The organism is Streptomyces sp. DH-12, assembly GCF_002899455.1.
Lineage (GTDB): Bacteria > Actinomycetota > Actinomycetes > Streptomycetales > Streptomycetaceae > Streptomyces.
The window spans coordinates 7185558-7201450 of record NZ_PPFB01000001.1; the positions used below are offsets into that span (position 1 = coordinate 7185558).

Here is a 15893-nt window from a genome sequence, read left to right on the forward strand (position 1 = left end):
TGGATTCAAGGGGTGACGGGACGCTCGGCGAGCCGTTGCGGCGAGGCCATTGCGGTTCGCAGGCTTTCGCCACTGTCGAAGGCGCCGGCCAGGGACTTGCGGATGACGGTGACACTGCCGGTGTCGTCGGCAAGGCCGTCGAATATGTCCGTGAGGGCGAGCAGGGGGCCGGGGTCGCCGCCGCCTTGCAGGGCCGCGTGCCGCAGTTCGTCGGCTCGGGCGTCCTGCACGTGGATCGGGGCACCGTCCAGGTCCACTGCACGCAGGTAGCGCATCCATGCGGCGACGGCGAAGGCCAGTCGTGTGCGGGGCCGGTCCTTTGCGTGCGCGGCGTGTAGAGCGGGCAGCAGGTAGTCGGGCATCTTGGTCGAGCCCCGGCGGCACAGCCTGGCCAGCTGGTCGCCGATGCTGGGATTGCGCAGGCGCTCCAGCACGGTGTCGCAGTAGGCGCCGAGGTTCATGCCCGGCACGTCGGCGGGCAGCAGGGGGGCGATCTCCTCGCGCATCAGCCGCTCGACGAAGTCGGCCACCGCCGGGTCCGCCATGGCCTGGTCGGTGCTGCGGTGACCGGCCAGGTAGCCGACGTATCCGAGTGCGCAGTGGACGCCGTTCAGGAGTCGGCTCTTGATGAGTTTGTAGGGGGCGACGTCGTCGACGAAGAGCGCTCCGACGCGGTCCAGCGGGGGCCGGTCGTTGCAGAAGTCGTTCTCGATCACCCACTGGGTGAAGGGTTCGGTGATCACCGGCCAGCGGTCGCCCACCTGGAAATCCTCTTCGACCTCGTCCCGGTCCTCGGGGGTGGTCGCCGGGGTGATGCGGTCGACCATGCTGCCGGGGAAGGACACCCGTTCCTCGATCCACCGGGCCAGAGCGGCATCACGCCGGCCGGCCAGGGTCATGACCGCCTCACGCGTCACGGCGGCGCTGTCGGGCAGGTTGTCGCACGACAGCACCGTGAACGGGGCCTGATGGGCTTTGCGGCGCCTGTCCAGGGCCTCGACGACGAGGCCGAACACCGACTCGCCTGCCTGATCGGGGTCGTCGGGCAGACGGTAGCCGTCGGCGGTGATGGTCAGCGTCACCAGACGTATGCGGGGGTCGGCCAGGCGTGCCCTCACCGCCTCGTGGTCCTGGGCCAGCAGCAGGTACTCGACCATGCTGCCGATGACCTTGGCCGTGCTGTCGTCGCCGTCGCGCTGGACGACGGTGAACAGGTTGTCCTGTGCGTTCAGGACCTGGCCCATTTCCGGCCGCCTCATCCCTACGCCGATCACTCCCCAACGGGTGAAACCCAGTTCCGCCAGCTGGTCGAAATAGACCTCCTGATGAGCACGGTGGAAACCGCCGACTCCAAAATGCACGACGGCCGGCTCCATGCGGGCCCGGTCGTAACCGGGTGTTTCCAGCTGGCTACCCGGCGGGGTGCCGAGACTACGGTTGTTCAACGCGGGGGCGGGCGGGGGTGACTCTGACATTGCAAACCTAATAAGTAGACGGGATCCGTCATCGATTCGATCGAATCTCCTGGCGACCGCTTCTCGTCTTTTGAGCGCAGTGCACGGGTGATTGCCCGTAGATTCCCCGGAGAATAAAAGCCCAGACTGGGAAACTTCGCGGAACGGGCGATCAGCCCTCCTCAGCCGCCCTGCGGACGGCCGACGGACCGGTCGGAAAAGAGTTCAGAAAGGTCGCCACCATGACGGGTTCCTTCCGGAGTACCGCTGCACGCCTTCCCGAAACCGAACGGGATGCCCTGATCGACCTGAGCAGATGATCTTTTTCAGACCGGCCCGCTCCGGCGTCGGACCGGCGTGCTTCTGGCCGGGTGGACGCACCCCTCGAGGAAAAGCGGGCACCGACGTCTCGACAGAATTTGTCATCCTGGCAGAAAGTGCCGCCTCGGCGAGAAATGCCGCCCGGCAAAACAACGAGCCGGTGCGGGCCGAGGAAAATCTCCCCGTACGTAGTCGCCGACCACGTGTCCCGGCGGGCCGGCCGTCTTGGCCCTCGCCAGCGGGAAAGGGGACGGCAACGAGGACCGGGCGGCGGCCCGGAACGGACTCCGCGGCGGCGCGCAGATACGCACGGCCGTCCAGGGGTACCTGGGAGTTCTGCCGGGTTCCCAGGTGGCCGAAGACTCCCTCCCTGAGCAGAGGAGCCGGCACCTTGACCGGGAGCCGGCACGTCGCCCTTGAGCCCACAACCTTCGGCGGAAGCGGAGATGATCGTGCCCGGCACATGGCTGACAGGCGCGCACACCGGAACGAAGACCCCCCTGGACGAGCCGGGAGCGCGACGGTGGCGGGCGGTCCTGCTGGGGCTCGCGGAGCGTGACGGAGCGGGCCCTTCGGGGACGGACGCCCTGGACGAGTTGGAGCGTCCGGCCGCGACCGACGGGATCGGTGTAGTGGACCGGATGGTGCAGGTGCGTGACCGTCCGGACCCGGCGACCTACCTCGGTTCGGGGAAGGTGAACGAGCTCGCGGAGCTGGTCGAGACCGAAGACGCGGATCTGGGGATCGCCGAGGGCGAGCTCACTCCCGCGCAGGTGCGCGGCCTGGAGGACCGCGTCGGCGTGCGGGTGGTGGACCGCACCGGGCTGATCCTGGACATCTTCGGCGAGCACGCCCGCAGCTCCGAGGGCAAGGCGCAGGTGGAGCTGGCCCAGCTCGCCTACGAGCTGCCGCGGCTGCGCGGCCACGGGCGTGAGATGTCGCGCATCGGCGGCGGCCGGGTGGCCGACGGCGCGGGCATCGGCGTGCGCGGACGCGGCGAGATGCGGCTGGAGATACGGCGACGCCATCTGCGGCGGCGCATGCGTACGCTGCGGGAGCAGGTGCGCCGCACCGCCCGCCGACGGGAGGTGACGCGCCGGCGCCGAACGCGTGATCACATCCCGTCCGTGGCCGTCACCGGTTACACCAATGCGGGAAGTCGGCTCTGCTGAACCGTCTGGCCGGCGCGGACGCCGAGGTCGCCGACGTCCTGTTCGCCACCCTCGACCCGCTCGTGCGCCAGGTCCGCACCCTCGACGGCCTGACCCACAGTGACGCGCTGGGGGAGGAGTCACGGGCCGCCACCTGCGGACGATGAGGCCGTCAGCGGAACTGGCTCTCCTCGGTGGAACCGCGCAGCGCCAGGGTCTCCGCCGCCGGGTCGACCGCCGCGCTCACCAGGTCGAAGTACCCGGTGCCGACCTCCCTTTGGTGTTTGACCGCGGTGAACCCGCGCTGCTGGTCCGCGAACTCGCTCTCCTGCAGCTTGACGTAGGCGGGCGTGCCCTCCTTCACAACGCGACCGCGTCCGCCTTGAACTGCGGCAGACAGTCCTTCATGACCACGGGATGTCCGTCCTCAGGTCCTCGGGATCCAGTGTCTCGTGTGTCCAAGATCCGGGGTCAAGGCCCACCCGTACCCGCTGAGGGACTTGGACAGGCAGATGATGTCGGGGACGATTCCGGCCGTCTCGAAGGGGAAGAACGGGCCAGTGCGCCCGCAGCCCATCTGGATGTCGTCGGCCACCAGCAGCGTGCCGTGCCCCTGGGCCATGACGATGTCCTCGGGCGTCCCAGGCGAGGTGACCGCCTTCAGCGCTTCCGCGGGCACCCGGGCTTCCGCCGCACCGAGCCCGTCGTGCAGAGCGATCTCCGTGGCCCTCTGCGGCAGGACCGAGCGGAGCTTGCCCGCCACCCGGCGCTTTCGGACACCCGGATCCGGGTGTTTTCGGACACCCGGATCCGGGACAGACCCGAGGCCGGCGTCGGCGAGGACGACGAACGGATCGCAGCCGACGAATTCGAGGGCTTGCCTCTTCAGTCCCGGGGGTGGCGTTGCGGTGCGGACGCCGGCGGACTCATGTCCGGCAAATAGTGACGAGCGAAGAGCGTGGCGACCAGATCTCGTCGGCTGCGGACGCCCGTCTTGTCGAACACCGACTTCAGGTGGTCCTGGACCGTGTGCGGTGACAAGCCTGCACTGCGGCTGATGTCGGCTGTGGACCGCCCCCGCAACACCAGCGCCATGACGTCCCTCTCGCGAGGAGTCAGTCCGTACGCCGCGACGATCAGTGCGATGTGCTCGGCGGGACCGGCTCGTTCAACGACGACGGCGGTGCGGGCCGGGGCCGCCGTGGGTTCCTCCAGGCGCCAGGCGTGCAACCGTACCCGGCCGTGCCTGCGGCTGTGCATCCACGAGGTGTGGGAGGCCGCGGCCCCTGCGGCCTGCACCGCCGCTGCCACCGCGTACACGGCGGGAGGGAGTCCGCGATCCCCGGACGGCACGCCGTCGGCGTGCGCCAGGTCGTTGAACCACATGGCCACGGTGGGTGTCGCATGGACCACCTGGTGGTCGCCGTCCAGCAACACCAGTCCCGGCGCCGTCTCCGAGGCGTTCGCTTCGGCGAGCCGCGTCAGGTGCAGCTGGCGCAGTGCGTTCCCCAACGGCTGGACCAGCGACGCCGCCGCAGCCAGCTCTGGGGAGCCGAACGGGGGCGCGTCGTCCGCGCGCCCCATGACCAGGGCGCCCCATGCCCCGTGACGGTCCCGCAGCAGCACACGCAGCTCGTCGCGGAAGCCGAGGGGCCGCATGATGTCGCGGTACCGGGGACTGAGGGCGAGGTTCCCGTTCGTCTCCCGGCTGAGCAGACCCACCGGCGTCGGTCTGGCCGCCAGATCGGACAAGTCGTTGGCATCCCCCTCGCGGTACTCGATGTCGAGCATGCGCGGCATCATGGCGGGCGGCAGGCCGTCTCGGTAGTCACCGCCGGTGTTCATCAACGTCTGCGGATCCACGGTCAAGCAGGCGCATACGTCGAAGCGCAGCGCAGGCCGTACGATCCGTTTCACCGCCTCGAAGAACTCCTCGACGCTCCGCGCGGACTGCGCCGCCCGCGCCGCCGCGTCCCCGGTCTCGCCGACCCGTCTTGCTCCCCCATGACGCCTCATGGTCCGAGGCTAAGCGTGCACAACAGTTCCCGAGCCCGGTTTGCGCAGGTAGCTGTGGCTCCGCTTACCGTGCCCGGGAACCGTCGACGTCCGGGGCGCGCGATCGACGCCTCGGTACGGGTCAGCGGTTGTTGTGCAGGACGAGGTTGAGCTTCGCCCAGTCCTTGCCGCCGTTCTCCCCGTTGCGGAGCGTGATCTCGCTGACCGTCGAGGTCTGTCCCGCGGGGACGTAGCGGTGGAAGTCGTACTCGGCGTCGAGGTCGGTGTTGGTGTCGTTCGTGCCCTCGTAGAACCGCAGGGTCACATAGATCATGACTCCGCCGCCGGCGTCCGTCTCCGCGGACACATGCTTCTCCACACGGATCTCGCCCCCGCACGTGGTCTCCCACCACACCGACGGCGTGCGGACCTCGTTCACCCACCCCTCGGAGGCGACGTTGCCGTTGCAGTACGTACCGGCGGCGAAAACGCCCTCGTCGTCGCGGATCGTGTAGGTGCCGGTCAGAGCGACGTTCCGCCACACGGAGGCCGTGACCGCGTCACCCGCCGCAGACGGGGCCGCACCGGCAGCCGGAGCCCCCGCCACCATCAGGCCGGCGACCGCGGCCGCGGCCAGCATCCCCGTGGTCTTTCTTCGGATGGACATCTCTTCCCCCTCGTTGTCGTCACCGAACGCGCCGAAGGCGGCTCACCACCCTCGACCGGGTAAAGAGTGCCGCGGCCGGTCGGCGTATCCCATCCCAGACATCTGGGGGGTCTCACCACCGGCGGACTGTCGCCTTCGGGCTCACCGTCGGCACCCCCGTGCCCGGCCGGGCGCCCGGCCGGGCACGGTCCCCGTCGGCAAGGACCACGTCCGGCTGCGCAAGCTGACCGGCAAGGCGTTCCGCCCGCGCCGCACGGGCCTGATCACCTCAACTCGGCGAGCAGCCGGCCATCGCCCCGTAGCTCTCGCGGACCGCGTCCGCCCTCCCCAGCCGGTGACGCTCCAGCCGGATCGCGCCCAGATGCCTCGCCTCATAGAACCGCGACCGCCACACCGCCGCCGCCGACCGGTCCAACCGCCCGTAGACCTCCCAGAACGCGGCCCGTCCATCGTCCTCGGCCATCGCCATACGGATCGTCCCATCCGCCTCCGGCACCCCGAAGAGGCAACGGCCGAAGTCAGCACGCCGCTGATGGCCGGCACGCCGGCGTCCCGCTCGAGCAGAGCGTTCACAGTCCGCAGATCACCGGCCAAAAGCAGTCCGCAGATCACCGGTCAAAAGACGGGGCTCGGCCACCTCGTCCAGCACCGCCCGACCGTGGCCGGTCACGCCATCCAGCTTGCGCACATCCGCCGAGTCCAGCCCCCCACCGTCCAGGTCCGCGACGATGTCCTCCAACGACGCGATCACAGCCTCGCTCCACGTGGCGTATCCAGGCCCGGCCACAGCCCCGAACCACGGTCCCCGCACATCGTGCACGGCACGGGCGATCACACCCATCCGCCGGAAGAAGGACGGCCACGTGCTCCGCGGATACGACCCCAGACACTCCGGAGCCGGGACACCGTCCAAGCAGGTCTGGATCATCCGGTCCCGGCCGATCACCTGCCCCGTCCAATCCGCGGCGATCACCTGCGGCATCAGGTGCGCGACCGGAGCCAGCCACGGCAAGCCGGCATGCTCATTCCTCATCAGGCGCCGCTCGCTGCGGAACTGCCGTTCCCGCGCCGGCGCCACCCGAAGAACCACCGGGCGGTCCCGCTCGGCCAGAGCCACGCGATGGACGTTGTCGTACACGCCCGTGCCCAGCTCGACGCAATCCGGCGCGTGCAGCACCCCGTACGCAGGGTCCCTGCCCTCACGGACCTTCGCCGGCACCCAGCCCGAAGGCCGGCGTCCCCCGAGGACCTCGCGAGCCACCGGCTTCGGCTGAGCCGGCGGAAGAGGATCGGTGGGCACCTGGTCGTAGTCGACGCGTCGACCGGCCGCACAAGGCCGGGAGACCGAAACCGGATCCGGTAGTACTCCGCCGCTTCCGTGCTGCCGTCCTCGAGGTCCCGGTACGACGGCAGTCCCACGAGGTACATCCGGCCCGTTTCGGTCTGCCGTCGCCTCCACAGCCGTGCCACAACCCTCTGCTCGACAACCGTCTCGGTCATCTCGGGCGTCTCCTCGACCACCGGATCCGCCGTTGATCGGACACCTTCCCTTGGTGATGCGGGAGCGCGGGGCGTGCCCACGGCAGCGGGGTTTGCATGTGCCGTAGCGGCATGTGGTCGAGTAGGCGGCGAGCACGACATCGAGAGGTTCCCGTACATGCCCCTTCCTGCGATCCCCCGCCGGGTCAAGATCGGCGATGCCGCCGCGTTCGCCGGGATCACCCCCCGCGCCATCCGCCACTACCACGCCATCGGGCTCCTCGCCGAACCGGAACGCGGCAGCGATGACCGCCGCCGCTGGGCCTCACCCGCGCCTGGGCGGCAGCCCTCGAATCGGACGGCCGCCCCGAGCCACCGACGCCCACCCTGCTCGTACGGGGCTCACAGGACACCCTGTTCCCGGTACGGGGATTCACCGACACCGCCAGCAGACTCGGCGCCCAGCTCACGGTTGTCCCCGACGCGGGACACCTGGTACAGCTCCACCGCCCCAACACAGTCGCCCAGTCCCTTCTGCGTTTCTGGACCACCCGCGAATGACCCTGCCCACCGGGACCGTCAGCCGTGACAGGTCGGTCTACGGCGCTACCAGCCGTCCCTGGAGCGATTACCCGCTTACGCGCTCGAGCTCAACCCGGTGGAACTGCTGTGGTCGTCGCTCAAGAAGCGGGGACTCGCCACCTGTGCCGGCGACCACCTTGCCGATGTCGCCGACGCCACCGGACAAGGCATTCACCGCATCAGCCACAACCAGCAGCTGTCATGGTCCTTCCTCGCCCACACCGGCCTGACCATCCACCCACCACGCCCACGGAACCAACGAAAAGATCAGTAATTCCTCACGGGGCTTCGACGTCGGCAAGATCAATGATCGCGGGCGGCATCCGCTTGCCGACACCCTTGGACTCGTCCTGGACGTCCTGGTCACGCCCGCGTCCACGACCGACCGGGACGCCGCCCGAATCCTGCTGCCCGCAGGCAAAGAGCGGTTCCGGCGCCTTGCCCGCGTCTGGACCGACGGCGGTTACACCGGCCACCTCACCGACTGGGGCGGCCCAGCATCTGGGGTGGCTCTTGACATCGTTCGTCGCAGCGACGACGCCCAGGGTTTCCAGGCCCTGCCCCGCCGCTGGGTCGTGGAGAGGTCCTTCGCCTGGCTCCTGCGCGGCCGGCACCTGGTCCGCGTCTGCGAGCGACGCACCGACACCGGTGAAAGTACCGTCCTGTGGTCGGTGACCAGGCTCATGAGCCGCCGTCTCGCCGCCCGGCACCAGCTTGGCCCGGCGCGGGCAGCGTGAAGCGGCCGGACTTGTCCACTGTCGGCCAGCCGCGTTCCACCAGCCGTTTCAACCGGGTCCGCGCCTCCTCGGCGTGCGAGGCGGACGCGCTGTCCCAGCCCAGCACCACCACTGCCACCCGCCGGGCGCCGACTCCGTCGGCTCCCGCCTCCGGAGCGGCGGTTATCAACGCCTGGTGGTCCACCGACAGCACCTCGGTTCCGGCCGCGCCCTGACGGTGGGGCACCGTCCGGCGCGGCCCCACCGGCTTCCTGGGCGGCGCCCCGTCGGTCACCACGGTGGGCGCACCCGCCTCGGCCAGCGCCTCCAGATACTGCTCCAGGCCGATCACCCGGCGTCGGAGCACCTCTTCCGCCTCCACCAGAGCTGTCCGCACCCGTGCCGGCTCGGCTTCGAGCTCCTCCACCCGTACCGCCGCGTCCCTCTGCCGCGTCTCCAGAGCTGCCCGCATCGACGGCACCCGCCACCCCACGACATCTCGGCCGGCAACGGAGCAAGCCTCACGCGACGACCGTGAGCCCATGCCTGACCAACAGAAACCGCACACGGGGTTCGGAAAGAGAATGGCCTGTGAGGGGATGGGAGAAGACGAGAGAGCAGACCACGGTCTTCGGTTGCAGTCATGCGGATTCGACACCTGCATGATCACCGAAGTCGTGCCTGCGTCGGCATCACGCCCGTACCAGCGTGACATGACAACCCATCACCGGGTGATTCCGCCCAACCCTCGACCTCGCAGTGTCCCTGATACCTTCCGCGCAGCGGGGAACCTCACAGTCCGAAGAACGGCCTGATCTGTCCGCAACGTTGTCCTGGTCCATCGAAAGGGCTGAAATGGCAGCGGTCGGCCTGCGATTATCCATGGCGCCGAGGCGAGCCCGATCGGGTGCAGCCCGAGGAGTCATGTGGAGGGGAACAGATGCGCATCAATCGTCAGCGGGCCATGACCAGGCTCGCCACAGCAGTGGGAGCAGGAGCGCTGTTGGCCGCCGGCATGACGGCCACCGCCGTCGCTGCGGACTCCGGACCGGCCGCCGCGCCGCAGGCCCAGAGCGTGGGCGTTCAAAGCGGCTGGGTGACGACGTGGATCAACGGAAACGTCAGGTACGGGCCTTCGACGAGCTACGGGATCAACTACACCGTGGCCGCGGGATTCACCTCCTACGGCCTGTGCTGGACGGAAGGCGGCCATGTCAGCGCCAACGGTATCTCCCACAACAAGTGGGTGAAGCTGGACGACAACGCGTGGATCTGGGGCGGCCTGCTCCAGGGCAACGAAACCGGCGGTGTCGCCAATCACTGCTGACCGAGGGTGAGTCGCTGAGAATCCGGTGCTGAACGGCGTACACACGGAACCGGGAAGGCCCAGGTCCAAGAAGCTGCGCGTCACCTGAACCAGCACACGCTGTGGTGCCGCACCTTACAGGTGCGGCACTGCTGCTACACCGCCCAAGGCCTCCAGTACCACACCGCCCGCGTCTTCATCGGCTCCGAACTCACCCATCACGACGACCACTGGACCGCCCGCCCGACCAGAGCGCACGGCCCCAACCTCCACCACCTTGCCCTGAATCGCCCCGAGTTCGGTGGAGGTCTCAGGACTCCGGCCCGGGCGCCGCGGCCACTGGAGTTGACGCGGGGGACCGGGTGCCGACCTGATCCGGTCAACGTGGACCACGCACGCCGCCTTGTGAACGACATGACGTACGGGGCCTGGGATGACGCGAACCCCGCTCCCCTCGCGCTGTGTTTCGTGCGGAGGGGAGGTCAGGGGCCTGCACCGGCTTCACGCCATGGTGATCAGCCGGATGCCTCGCGGCTTCCTCGTTGTTCGGGGCGTCCCGCACGGCGTGCGCCACGTCCCGGGAGCCAAGGCCCGGACTGCAGCGGACGCGGTGGGGTGATGAGGGTGGCGTCGCCTCGGAAGGAGGTCGCTGCGGCCGTGCACATGGTCCACCTGTACGGGAGCGAGCGACGCGCCCTGCCGTGGGAAGGGTGGGAGAGGCGCACTTTCACGAACACCCAGACGGCCCGACTCCTGCGCAGTCAGTACCTAGTTGTTGCGGGTCAGGACGTTGGTGACGGCGCATAGTGGTGGGCAAGATGGGTGGCGAGGTCACGTAGGTGAGCCCTGGCTTCACTGGGGCCGTGCACAGTGATGGCACTCCCGAACGGCAGGAGTGCTCGCACGTCCTCCAGATGCAGGAAGCGGATTGTCACCTTGCGGCCGGTGGCGGATTCTTCATGGTCGTCCTGGACGAGTCGTTGGCCGAGGATCCGTTGCGCTCGCTCGATCTGGGTCTGATCGATGGTGGCGCTGACCTCTATCGCGTGGTTGTGTTCCCACTGATCAACGAGCGTGGCAGCGACGGTGGCCAGGGTCTGGTTCTCGCGGATCCGTCGTGGCTGGTCGACTTCTTTCCACGTGGTGATCCGTTCGAGTCGGTACATCCGTGGCACTTGGGCGCAGTCGGCGACGAGGTACCAGACGCCGGCCTTGGCGAGCAGCCCGTAGGGATCCACGACCAGGTCGCGGGGGCATGACTCGCGTGGACTGTCGTACTCGATTCGTAGCCTACGACCGCGCCGCACCGGGCCGATCAGCGAAGCCGGAGTCGTGCCGGAGGTTCGTGCCTGGAGCCAGGGACGGCTGTCCACGTGCACTACGTCGGTGAGCGGCAGGAGTTCATCAAGTCGACGTGGTTGTGTAGCGACGATCTTGGAGAGTGCGCGCCGGCTTTCGACCGATGCGTCGAGCTCCGCACGTTGCTTCTCGTCCAGTCCGGCGAGAGAGAGATGATCACGCTCGTCGGGTGTGAGTCGCGTGAGGTCGAGTCCGGATCCGGGCAGCATGGTCACGCCTCCGAGGCGGCCCCGTTGCGCGGTCACCGGCAGACCGGCGTCGCGGAGCCAGTTCAGGTCCCGGGTGATGGTTCGAAGGGACACCCCGAGCGCCGAGGCGAGTTCCTGTGTGGTCACGGCGTTCCTCGATGCCAGGAGCAGCATCAGGGAGAAGAAGCGGTCTGGGGTCACGCGCCAAGTTTTTCAGGAATTGCGACATGATGCGGCGCATATCCCGGTCAGGCTGGCGGATGCGTACCCACCAACTGCGAGAGGGAAGAACCATGACCACATCCGTCGTGTCCATCGTCTACGTGAACGACGCTCCCGCTGCAGCGCGTTTCTACGGCGACCTCCTCGGCATGAGCCCGTCGTTCGAGACTCCGGGATACATCACCTTCGCCCTCGGGCCAGGCGCTGACCTCGCTGTGTGGTCCGGCCAGTTCGAGGGTCTGTCAGCGGACGTCCCGCGTACCAGTGAGGTGTGTCTGGCCATCGACAGTGGGCCCGACGAGGTCAACGCGATCTTCAAGCAGTGGCAGTCCAAGGGCGTCACGATCCTGCGCGAGCCTCATGATGCGGGGTTCGGGCTGACCTTCCTCGCGGCCGATCCTGACGGGAACCGTATCCGCGTCGCACCGAGGGACTGACAGGCCGCAATGCGGCAGGCGCGCACGACAGGTGTCGCGCCTGCCGTGTCTGACTTCGAGAGGACGACGAGTGCCCCACACGAATGCGCCCCTGAGCGTCGAGGGCCGTAGGCGGCTCGTGAAGCGGTGCCAGACACGTCCCATTGCCCACGTCGCCGCTGAGACGGGTGTCCTCGCGCGCGCCAGCAAGTGGGTAAATCGCTGGCGGCTACACGGTGATGCGGGGTTGCAGGACCGGTCGCCGAGTCCGCACCGGAGTCCGAAGGCGACTCCGGCATGGGTCATCGAGCAAATCGATTCCTGGCGCCGCGAGTTCAAGTGGTCCGCGCAACGGGTCACCGACGAACTTGTCAGTATCGGATTTGTGATCGGCCGGCGAACTGCCAGTCGACGCCTGACCCGGCTTGGCCTCGGCAAGCGCCGCTTCATCGACCCAGGCGGTGAGAACAACCGGAAGCCGGGGAAGATCACTGCCCGCTGGCCTGGACACATGGTGCACCTGGAGGTGAAGAAGGTCGGCCGGATCCCTGATGGCGGCGGGTGGCGTATCCATGGCCGGGACAGCGGTCAGGCCAAGATCGCGAGTCGGGCGAAGTCGGCCGGGGCAAAGCGTGGGTACGTCTACCTGCACTCCGTCGTCGACGGTTTCTCACGGCTCGCCTACATGGAACCGCTGGGCGATGAGAAAGGCGCGACGGCTGCTGCCTTCCTCGCCCGGGCGAAGGTCTGGTTCGCCGCCCACGGCATCCACCACATCCACCGGGTCGTCACCGACAATGGCGCTTGCTACCGCTCCGGCGACTTCGCCCGCATCGTCGGGCAAGGCACCCGGCATCAGAGAACCAAGCCATACACACCTCGGTACAACGGGAAGGCGGAGCGTTACCAGCGCATCCTGGCCGAGGGAGCCCTTTATGCCCGCGAGTTCACCAGCGAGGGCGCTCGGTCAGCCGCGATAGCAGTGTGGAACATCCACTACAACTACCACCGGCCACATAGACGTCGTCTCATTTGGTGAGTCTGCGGTAGTAGATGAGGGTGCAGGCGATGCTCGTGAAAGCGAGGAAGTGCTCAGCCTTGCGCTCGTAGCGGCGGTGGAGGCGGTGGCAGTCGGCGAGCCAGGCCATGGTGCGTTCGATCGTCCACCGGTGCCGCCCCAGCCGTTGCGAGGTCTCGATGCCCCTGCGGGCGATGCGGTGCCGGATGCTCCGCCGGGACAGCCATTGCCGCAGGTGGCGGTAGTCGTAGCCCTTGCCGGCGTGGAGCTTGCCGGGCCTGCGCCGACGGGGGCCGCAGCGGGACCGGATCGGCGGTATGCCCTTCACCAGCGGGAGCAGGGCCTGGCTGTCGTGGACGTTGGCGCCGGAGATTCCGGCGGACAGGGGCAGACCCGTCCGCTCGGTGATCAGATGGATCTTCGACCCGTACTTTCCCCGGTCGACAGGATTCGGACCCGCCAGGTCCTCCTTTTCAGGGCCCGCATGTTCACCGAGTCGATCGCGCACCTCGACCAGTCCAGCTCGCCGCGGGCTCCAAGTTCGTCCAGGACCAGGCGGTGCAGTTTGGCCCAGACCCGGGCCTTGGTCCACTCGGTGAACCGGCGGTGCGCCGTCGCCCCGGACGGACCGAACGAGGCCGCCGACAGCTGCTGCCAGGTGCAGCCGGAGGTCGCGACGAACACGATCGCCGCCAGCACCTCACGGTCGCCGTGCCGGCGCCGACCGCCGCCCTGAGGCCGCGCCGGCGCCTCCGGCACCACCCGCTGGAACAGCTCCCACAGCTCATCCGGCACCAGCCGCTCAACAATCCCCACGCCGTGCTCCGCCTACGGCTTGCTAGAACACACGGTCTCAGTCCAGATCGCCTGGAGGTCACGGCAGACAATGGTGAGTGTGCCGTCCCAGCAGGCGATCTCGTGACTGCAGCCGTCCCTGCACGGCAGGATCTCGTCGAGAATCACAGCCCCGAGGTCCGCTCCTCGGTCCTCGTCGGCGGGATCAATGATGAAGCTGGACACCCCTGCGTAGCGGATCAGCAGGTCTTGGTCGTGCTTCCAGCAGTTGTGCTGGAACTCGACCTCCATCTCCTCACCGCCGGCACCCCGGACGGCCCGAAGCGTCAGGTCCTTCACACATCGCCTGCTGCGGAAGTCGTAGTGATCCGTGTCAGTGGCGAAGGACCGGGCACCCGGCGGCAGATCACCACAGATCGAGGGCAGCTGCTTCAGGTAGCGAGAGGGGCCCAGCACCCCTGACAGGTCGCCGACCTGCGCATCGAGATTGACGTACTCCATCAGCCTGGCTCCCCCGTGGCTTCCTACTGGCCGACGAATCGTCGCACAGACTCACCAAATGAAATGACGTCTTAGAGCTTGTCTCACGTGGTGAGTTTTGCGAGTTTCTTGTAGCAGGTCAGGGCCGCTGCGAGTCCGAGGAAGGCCAGGAAGTGGCTGCCTTTGCGCTCGTACCGGACGGTCAGGCGGCGGTAGCCGAAGAGCCAGGAGATCGACCGTTCGATCTTCCAGCGGTGTCGGCCGAGACGCTCGCTGGACTCGATGCCGGGTCGGGCGATGCGCGGGACGATGCCCCGCTCGCGCAGCCACTTCAGCCTGTCGGCGGAGTGGTACGCCTTGTCGGCGCGGAGCCTGCCGGGCCGACGTCTGCGGGGCCGCGCCGGGAGCGGATGGCGGGGATGCCCAGCACCAGCGGCAGGAGCGCCTGGCTGTCATGAACGTTCGCCCCTGAGACGCCAAGGGTGAGAGGGAGGCCCTGGGCGTCGGCCAGGACATGGAGCTTGCTGCCTTTCTTGCCCCGGTCGACCGGATTGCGCCCGGTCAGCGATCCCCCTTTTTCGCGCGGACGGAGGCCGCGTCCACGATCGCCGAGGTCCAGTCCACCTCGCCACGGGCGCCGAGTTCGTCCAGAACGGCCTGGTGCAGCCGCCGCCACAGCCCGTCCTTGGTCCATGCGGAGAACCGGCGATGGGCGGTGGCCGGCGAGACGCCAAATGTCTCCGGCAGGTGCCGCCAGGCACAGCCGCTGGTCAGCACGTACACCACGGCCGTGAACACCGCCCGCTCATCCACCGGGGCCGTGCCTCCGCCTTGCGGACGGGAAGCGAACGAAGGCAGCAACGGTGCGACCAGTGACCAAAGTTCGTCAGGAACCAACCGCTGCGACAAACCAACACCCATGGCACAGCATCATGCCGCATCAACCTCACACCACATGAGACAAGCTCTAAGGTCAGATTCCTACTAAAAATTCGGCATGGAATCAAGTCCTGTCGCCGCTGAGCGATCCCGCCCGGCCTTTTCGCTCTCTCCGCCGCGGAAGCGGTCGGCGGCGCGGGCCGTTGCCCGCGACTGCGCGTCCGTGGGCCTGGGGATGATCCCGCTCGGCTTTGTCTTCAGGGCGCTGGCCGTCCAGTCCGGTCTGGACTGGTGGCGGGCGGGCCTGTCCGTCGCGCTGATCTCCGGTGGCTCGTTCGAGTTCCTGCTCATCGGCATGGACGCCGTCGCAGCACTGCTGGTGTCCATAGTCGTGGCCGCGTTCCTGGTGAACGGCAGCAGGTCTTCTGCGCCCTGTCCTCCCCCCCCGCACCGCGTGAGGGGTTGCCTCGGCAAGACGTACAGCACCATCGCGCTCACCGCCCGGGCGCCGGCGGCCTGCCGGGTCGGCCGGAGCATCGCGGAAAAGCGGTCCATGGCCAGGCAGCCGCCGACCTGCTCGCTGCGCTGCGCCGCCAGGATGAGGAACTGCTCGAAAGGCTGGAGGACAGCGTCGTCGGTCAGGGCCGGGCCGTGGCGGCCGCGGCCAACGGCTTTCGCGTGGAGAACGGCGGTGGCTGGGCCGACGCGGCCCGCGCACGGTGCGGGCCGTCGCCGACCGGGTGCGGCGGTGACGACAGGACCACACGGCACGCCGGGGCCTGCTCGCACCGACTACCGCCCCGGTGTGCAGTGGGCACGACGGACGGGAATGTGCGGTCGGTGAGACCGTCTGTCGACGCGGCAG

At 68.5% G+C, this 15893-nt stretch carries 18 protein-coding genes and 4 pseudogenes; 10 read left to right on the forward strand and 12 right to left on the reverse strand.

Annotation, left to right across the window (positions count from 1 at the left end; translation table 11 throughout):
* Nucleotides 1-5 precede the first annotated feature (5 nt).
* Complete coding sequence (locus C1708_RS31760) at nucleotides 6-1475, reverse strand: mannitol dehydrogenase family protein (RefSeq protein WP_106415920.1); 1470 nt, start codon at nucleotides 1473-1475, stop codon at nucleotides 6-8.
* Between the two features lie 752 nt (nucleotides 1476-2227).
* Between C1708_RS31760 and C1708_RS31765 the strand changes: the two genes are divergently transcribed.
* Nucleotides 2228-2947, forward strand: coding sequence for an HflX-like GTP-binding protein (locus C1708_RS31765; protein WP_198602663.1), 720 nt, complete (start codon nucleotides 2228-2230; stop codon nucleotides 2945-2947).
* 5 nt (nucleotides 2948-2952) lie between these two features.
* Nucleotides 2953-3093: a hypothetical protein gene (locus tag C1708_RS35960; RefSeq protein ID WP_241911479.1), complete on the forward strand. Its 141-nt coding sequence runs from the start codon at nucleotides 2953-2955 to the stop codon at nucleotides 3091-3093.
* Nucleotides 3094-3098: 5 nt separating this feature from the next.
* Here the strand turns inward: C1708_RS35960 and C1708_RS31770 are convergent.
* From C1708_RS31770 to C1708_RS34545, 6 genes and pseudogenes are all read right to left on the reverse strand, one after another.
* A pseudogene (locus C1708_RS31770) lies at nucleotides 3099-3287 on the reverse strand (isocitrate lyase); the annotation flags it as partial.
* A gap of 111 nt (nucleotides 3288-3398) precedes the next feature.
* Nucleotides 3399-3533: pseudogene (locus C1708_RS31775) on the reverse strand (aminotransferase class III-fold pyridoxal phosphate-dependent enzyme); the annotation flags it as partial.
* Between the two features lie 278 nt (nucleotides 3534-3811).
* Nucleotides 3812-4942 (reverse strand): helix-turn-helix transcriptional regulator, encoded by a 1131-nt coding sequence (locus tag C1708_RS31780; protein WP_106415921.1) that lies wholly within the window; start codon nucleotides 4940-4942, stop codon nucleotides 3812-3814.
* A 121-nt stretch (nucleotides 4943-5063) separates the two neighbouring features.
* Nucleotides 5064-5588 carry a hypothetical protein gene (locus C1708_RS31785; RefSeq protein ID WP_133169098.1) on the reverse strand — a complete coding sequence of 175 codons (525 nt, stop codon included), beginning with the start codon at nucleotides 5586-5588 and terminating at the stop codon, nucleotides 5064-5066.
* 268 nt (nucleotides 5589-5856) lie between these two features.
* Nucleotides 5857-6051 carry a hypothetical protein gene (locus C1708_RS31790; RefSeq protein ID WP_133169099.1) on the reverse strand — a complete coding sequence of 65 codons (195 nt, stop codon included), beginning with the start codon at nucleotides 6049-6051 and terminating at the stop codon, nucleotides 5857-5859.
* 120 nt (nucleotides 6052-6171) lie between these two features.
* Nucleotides 6172-6765, reverse strand: a complete 594-nt coding sequence (locus C1708_RS34545; RefSeq protein ID WP_198602775.1) for a phosphotransferase family protein — start codon at nucleotides 6763-6765, stop codon at nucleotides 6172-6174.
* A 462-nt stretch (nucleotides 6766-7227) separates the two neighbouring features.
* On the opposite strand from C1708_RS34545, the pseudogene C1708_RS31800 reads away from it, so the two are divergent.
* The 4 genes and pseudogenes from C1708_RS31800 to C1708_RS35970 all read left to right on the forward strand — a co-directional run.
* Nucleotides 7228-7389 (forward strand): annotated as a pseudogene (locus C1708_RS31800) (MerR family transcriptional regulator); the annotation flags it as partial.
* Nucleotides 7386-7628: an alpha/beta fold hydrolase gene (locus C1708_RS35965; protein WP_353962652.1), complete on the forward strand. Its 243-nt coding sequence runs from the start codon at nucleotides 7386-7388 to the stop codon at nucleotides 7626-7628. The pseudogene C1708_RS31800 and the gene C1708_RS35965, both read left to right, overlap by 4 nt.
* A 97-nt stretch (nucleotides 7629-7725) precedes the next feature.
* Complete coding sequence (locus C1708_RS31805) at nucleotides 7726-7923, forward strand: transposase (protein ID WP_198602664.1); 198 nt, start codon at nucleotides 7726-7728, stop codon at nucleotides 7921-7923.
* Nucleotides 7924-7951: 28 nt separating this feature from the next.
* The gene (locus C1708_RS35970; protein WP_353962653.1) at nucleotides 7952-8386 is read left to right on the forward strand and encodes a transposase; all 435 of its coding nucleotides are present in this window, start codon (nucleotides 7952-7954) and stop codon (nucleotides 8384-8386) included.
* Here C1708_RS35970 and C1708_RS31815 read toward each other — a convergent pair.
* Nucleotides 8331-8837 (reverse strand): hypothetical protein, encoded by a 507-nt coding sequence (locus C1708_RS31815; RefSeq protein ID WP_106416579.1) that lies wholly within the window; start codon nucleotides 8835-8837, stop codon nucleotides 8331-8333. The genes C1708_RS35970 and C1708_RS31815 overlap by 56 nt on opposite strands.
* Before the next feature lie 468 nt (nucleotides 8838-9305).
* On the opposite strand from C1708_RS31815, the gene C1708_RS31820 reads away from it, so the two are divergent.
* The gene (locus tag C1708_RS31820) at nucleotides 9306-9692 is read left to right on the forward strand and encodes a hypothetical protein (protein WP_133169100.1); all 387 of its coding nucleotides are present in this window, start codon (nucleotides 9306-9308) and stop codon (nucleotides 9690-9692) included.
* 761 nt (nucleotides 9693-10453) lie between these two features.
* Here C1708_RS31820 and C1708_RS31830 read toward each other — a convergent pair.
* Nucleotides 10454-11419, reverse strand: a complete 966-nt coding sequence (locus tag C1708_RS31830) for a helix-turn-helix transcriptional regulator (protein WP_106415926.1) — start codon at nucleotides 11417-11419, stop codon at nucleotides 10454-10456.
* A 92-nt stretch (nucleotides 11420-11511) separates the two neighbouring features.
* Here C1708_RS31830 and C1708_RS31835 point away from each other — a divergent pair, with 92 nt between their 5' ends.
* Both C1708_RS31835 and C1708_RS31840 read left to right on the forward strand, forming a co-directional pair.
* Nucleotides 11512-11877: a VOC family protein gene (locus C1708_RS31835; RefSeq protein ID WP_106415927.1), complete on the forward strand. Its 366-nt coding sequence runs from the start codon at nucleotides 11512-11514 to the stop codon at nucleotides 11875-11877.
* 70 nt (nucleotides 11878-11947) lie between these two features.
* Nucleotides 11948-12895: an IS481 family transposase gene (locus C1708_RS31840; RefSeq protein ID WP_106415928.1), complete on the forward strand. Its 948-nt coding sequence runs from the start codon at nucleotides 11948-11950 to the stop codon at nucleotides 12893-12895.
* On the opposite strand, the gene C1708_RS31845 is transcribed toward C1708_RS31840, so the two are convergent.
* The 3 genes and pseudogenes from C1708_RS31845 to C1708_RS31855 form a co-directional block, all read right to left on the reverse strand.
* A protein-coding gene (locus C1708_RS31845; RefSeq protein WP_241911374.1) for an IS5 family transposase occupies nucleotides 12885-13690 on the reverse strand; the annotation gives its coding sequence in 2 pieces (ribosomal slippage) (nucleotides 12885-13337 and nucleotides 13340-13690; 804 coding nt in all). The genes C1708_RS31840 and C1708_RS31845 overlap by 11 nt on opposite strands.
* Nucleotides 13691-13702: 12 nt before the next feature.
* Nucleotides 13703-14170: a hypothetical protein gene (locus C1708_RS31850; RefSeq protein ID WP_106415930.1), complete on the reverse strand. Its 468-nt coding sequence runs from the start codon at nucleotides 14168-14170 to the stop codon at nucleotides 13703-13705.
* Nucleotides 14171-14253: 83 nt separating this feature from the next.
* A pseudogene (locus C1708_RS31855) lies at nucleotides 14254-15070 on the reverse strand (IS5 family transposase).
* A 193-nt stretch (nucleotides 15071-15263) separates the two neighbouring features.
* On the opposite strand from C1708_RS31855, the gene C1708_RS35975 reads away from it, so the two are divergent.
* On the forward strand, nucleotides 15264-15872 hold the full coding sequence (locus C1708_RS35975; protein ID WP_353962654.1) for an AzlC family ABC transporter permease: 609 nt from the start codon (nucleotides 15264-15266) through the stop codon (nucleotides 15870-15872).
* Nucleotides 15873-15893: the final 21 nt, after the last annotated feature.

What these genes read in the sequence shown, in the direction of transcription:
- C1708_RS31815 (WP_106416579.1), bottom strand. Translation starts at nt 8,837, where the DNA reads ATGCGGGCAGCTCTGGAGACGCGGCAGAGGGACGCGGCGGTACGGGTG.
- C1708_RS31780 (WP_106415921.1), bottom strand. Translation starts at nt 4,942, where the DNA reads ATGAGGCGTCATGGGGGAGCAAGACGGGTCGGCGAGACCGGGGACGCG.
- C1708_RS31785 (WP_133169098.1), bottom strand. Translation starts at nt 5,588, where the DNA reads ATGTCCATCCGAAGAAAGACCACGGGGATGCTGGCCGCGGCCGCGGTC.
- C1708_RS35975 (WP_353962654.1), top strand. Translation starts at nt 15,264, where the DNA reads ATGATCCCGCTCGGCTTTGTCTTCAGGGCGCTGGCCGTCCAGTCCGGT.
- C1708_RS31835 (WP_106415927.1), top strand. Translation starts at nt 11,512, where the DNA reads ATGACCACATCCGTCGTGTCCATCGTCTACGTGAACGACGCTCCCGCT.
- C1708_RS31760 (WP_106415920.1), bottom strand. Translation starts at nt 1,475, where the DNA reads ATGTCAGAGTCACCCCCGCCCGCCCCCGCGTTGAACAACCGTAGTCTC.
- C1708_RS31850 (WP_106415930.1), bottom strand. Translation starts at nt 14,170, where the DNA reads ATGGAGTACGTCAATCTCGATGCGCAGGTCGGCGACCTGTCAGGGGTG.
- C1708_RS31820 (WP_133169100.1), top strand. Translation starts at nt 9,306, where the DNA reads ATGCGCATCAATCGTCAGCGGGCCATGACCAGGCTCGCCACAGCAGTG.
- C1708_RS31790 (WP_133169099.1), bottom strand. Translation starts at nt 6,051, where the DNA reads ATGGCCGAGGACGATGGACGGGCCGCGTTCTGGGAGGTCTACGGGCGG.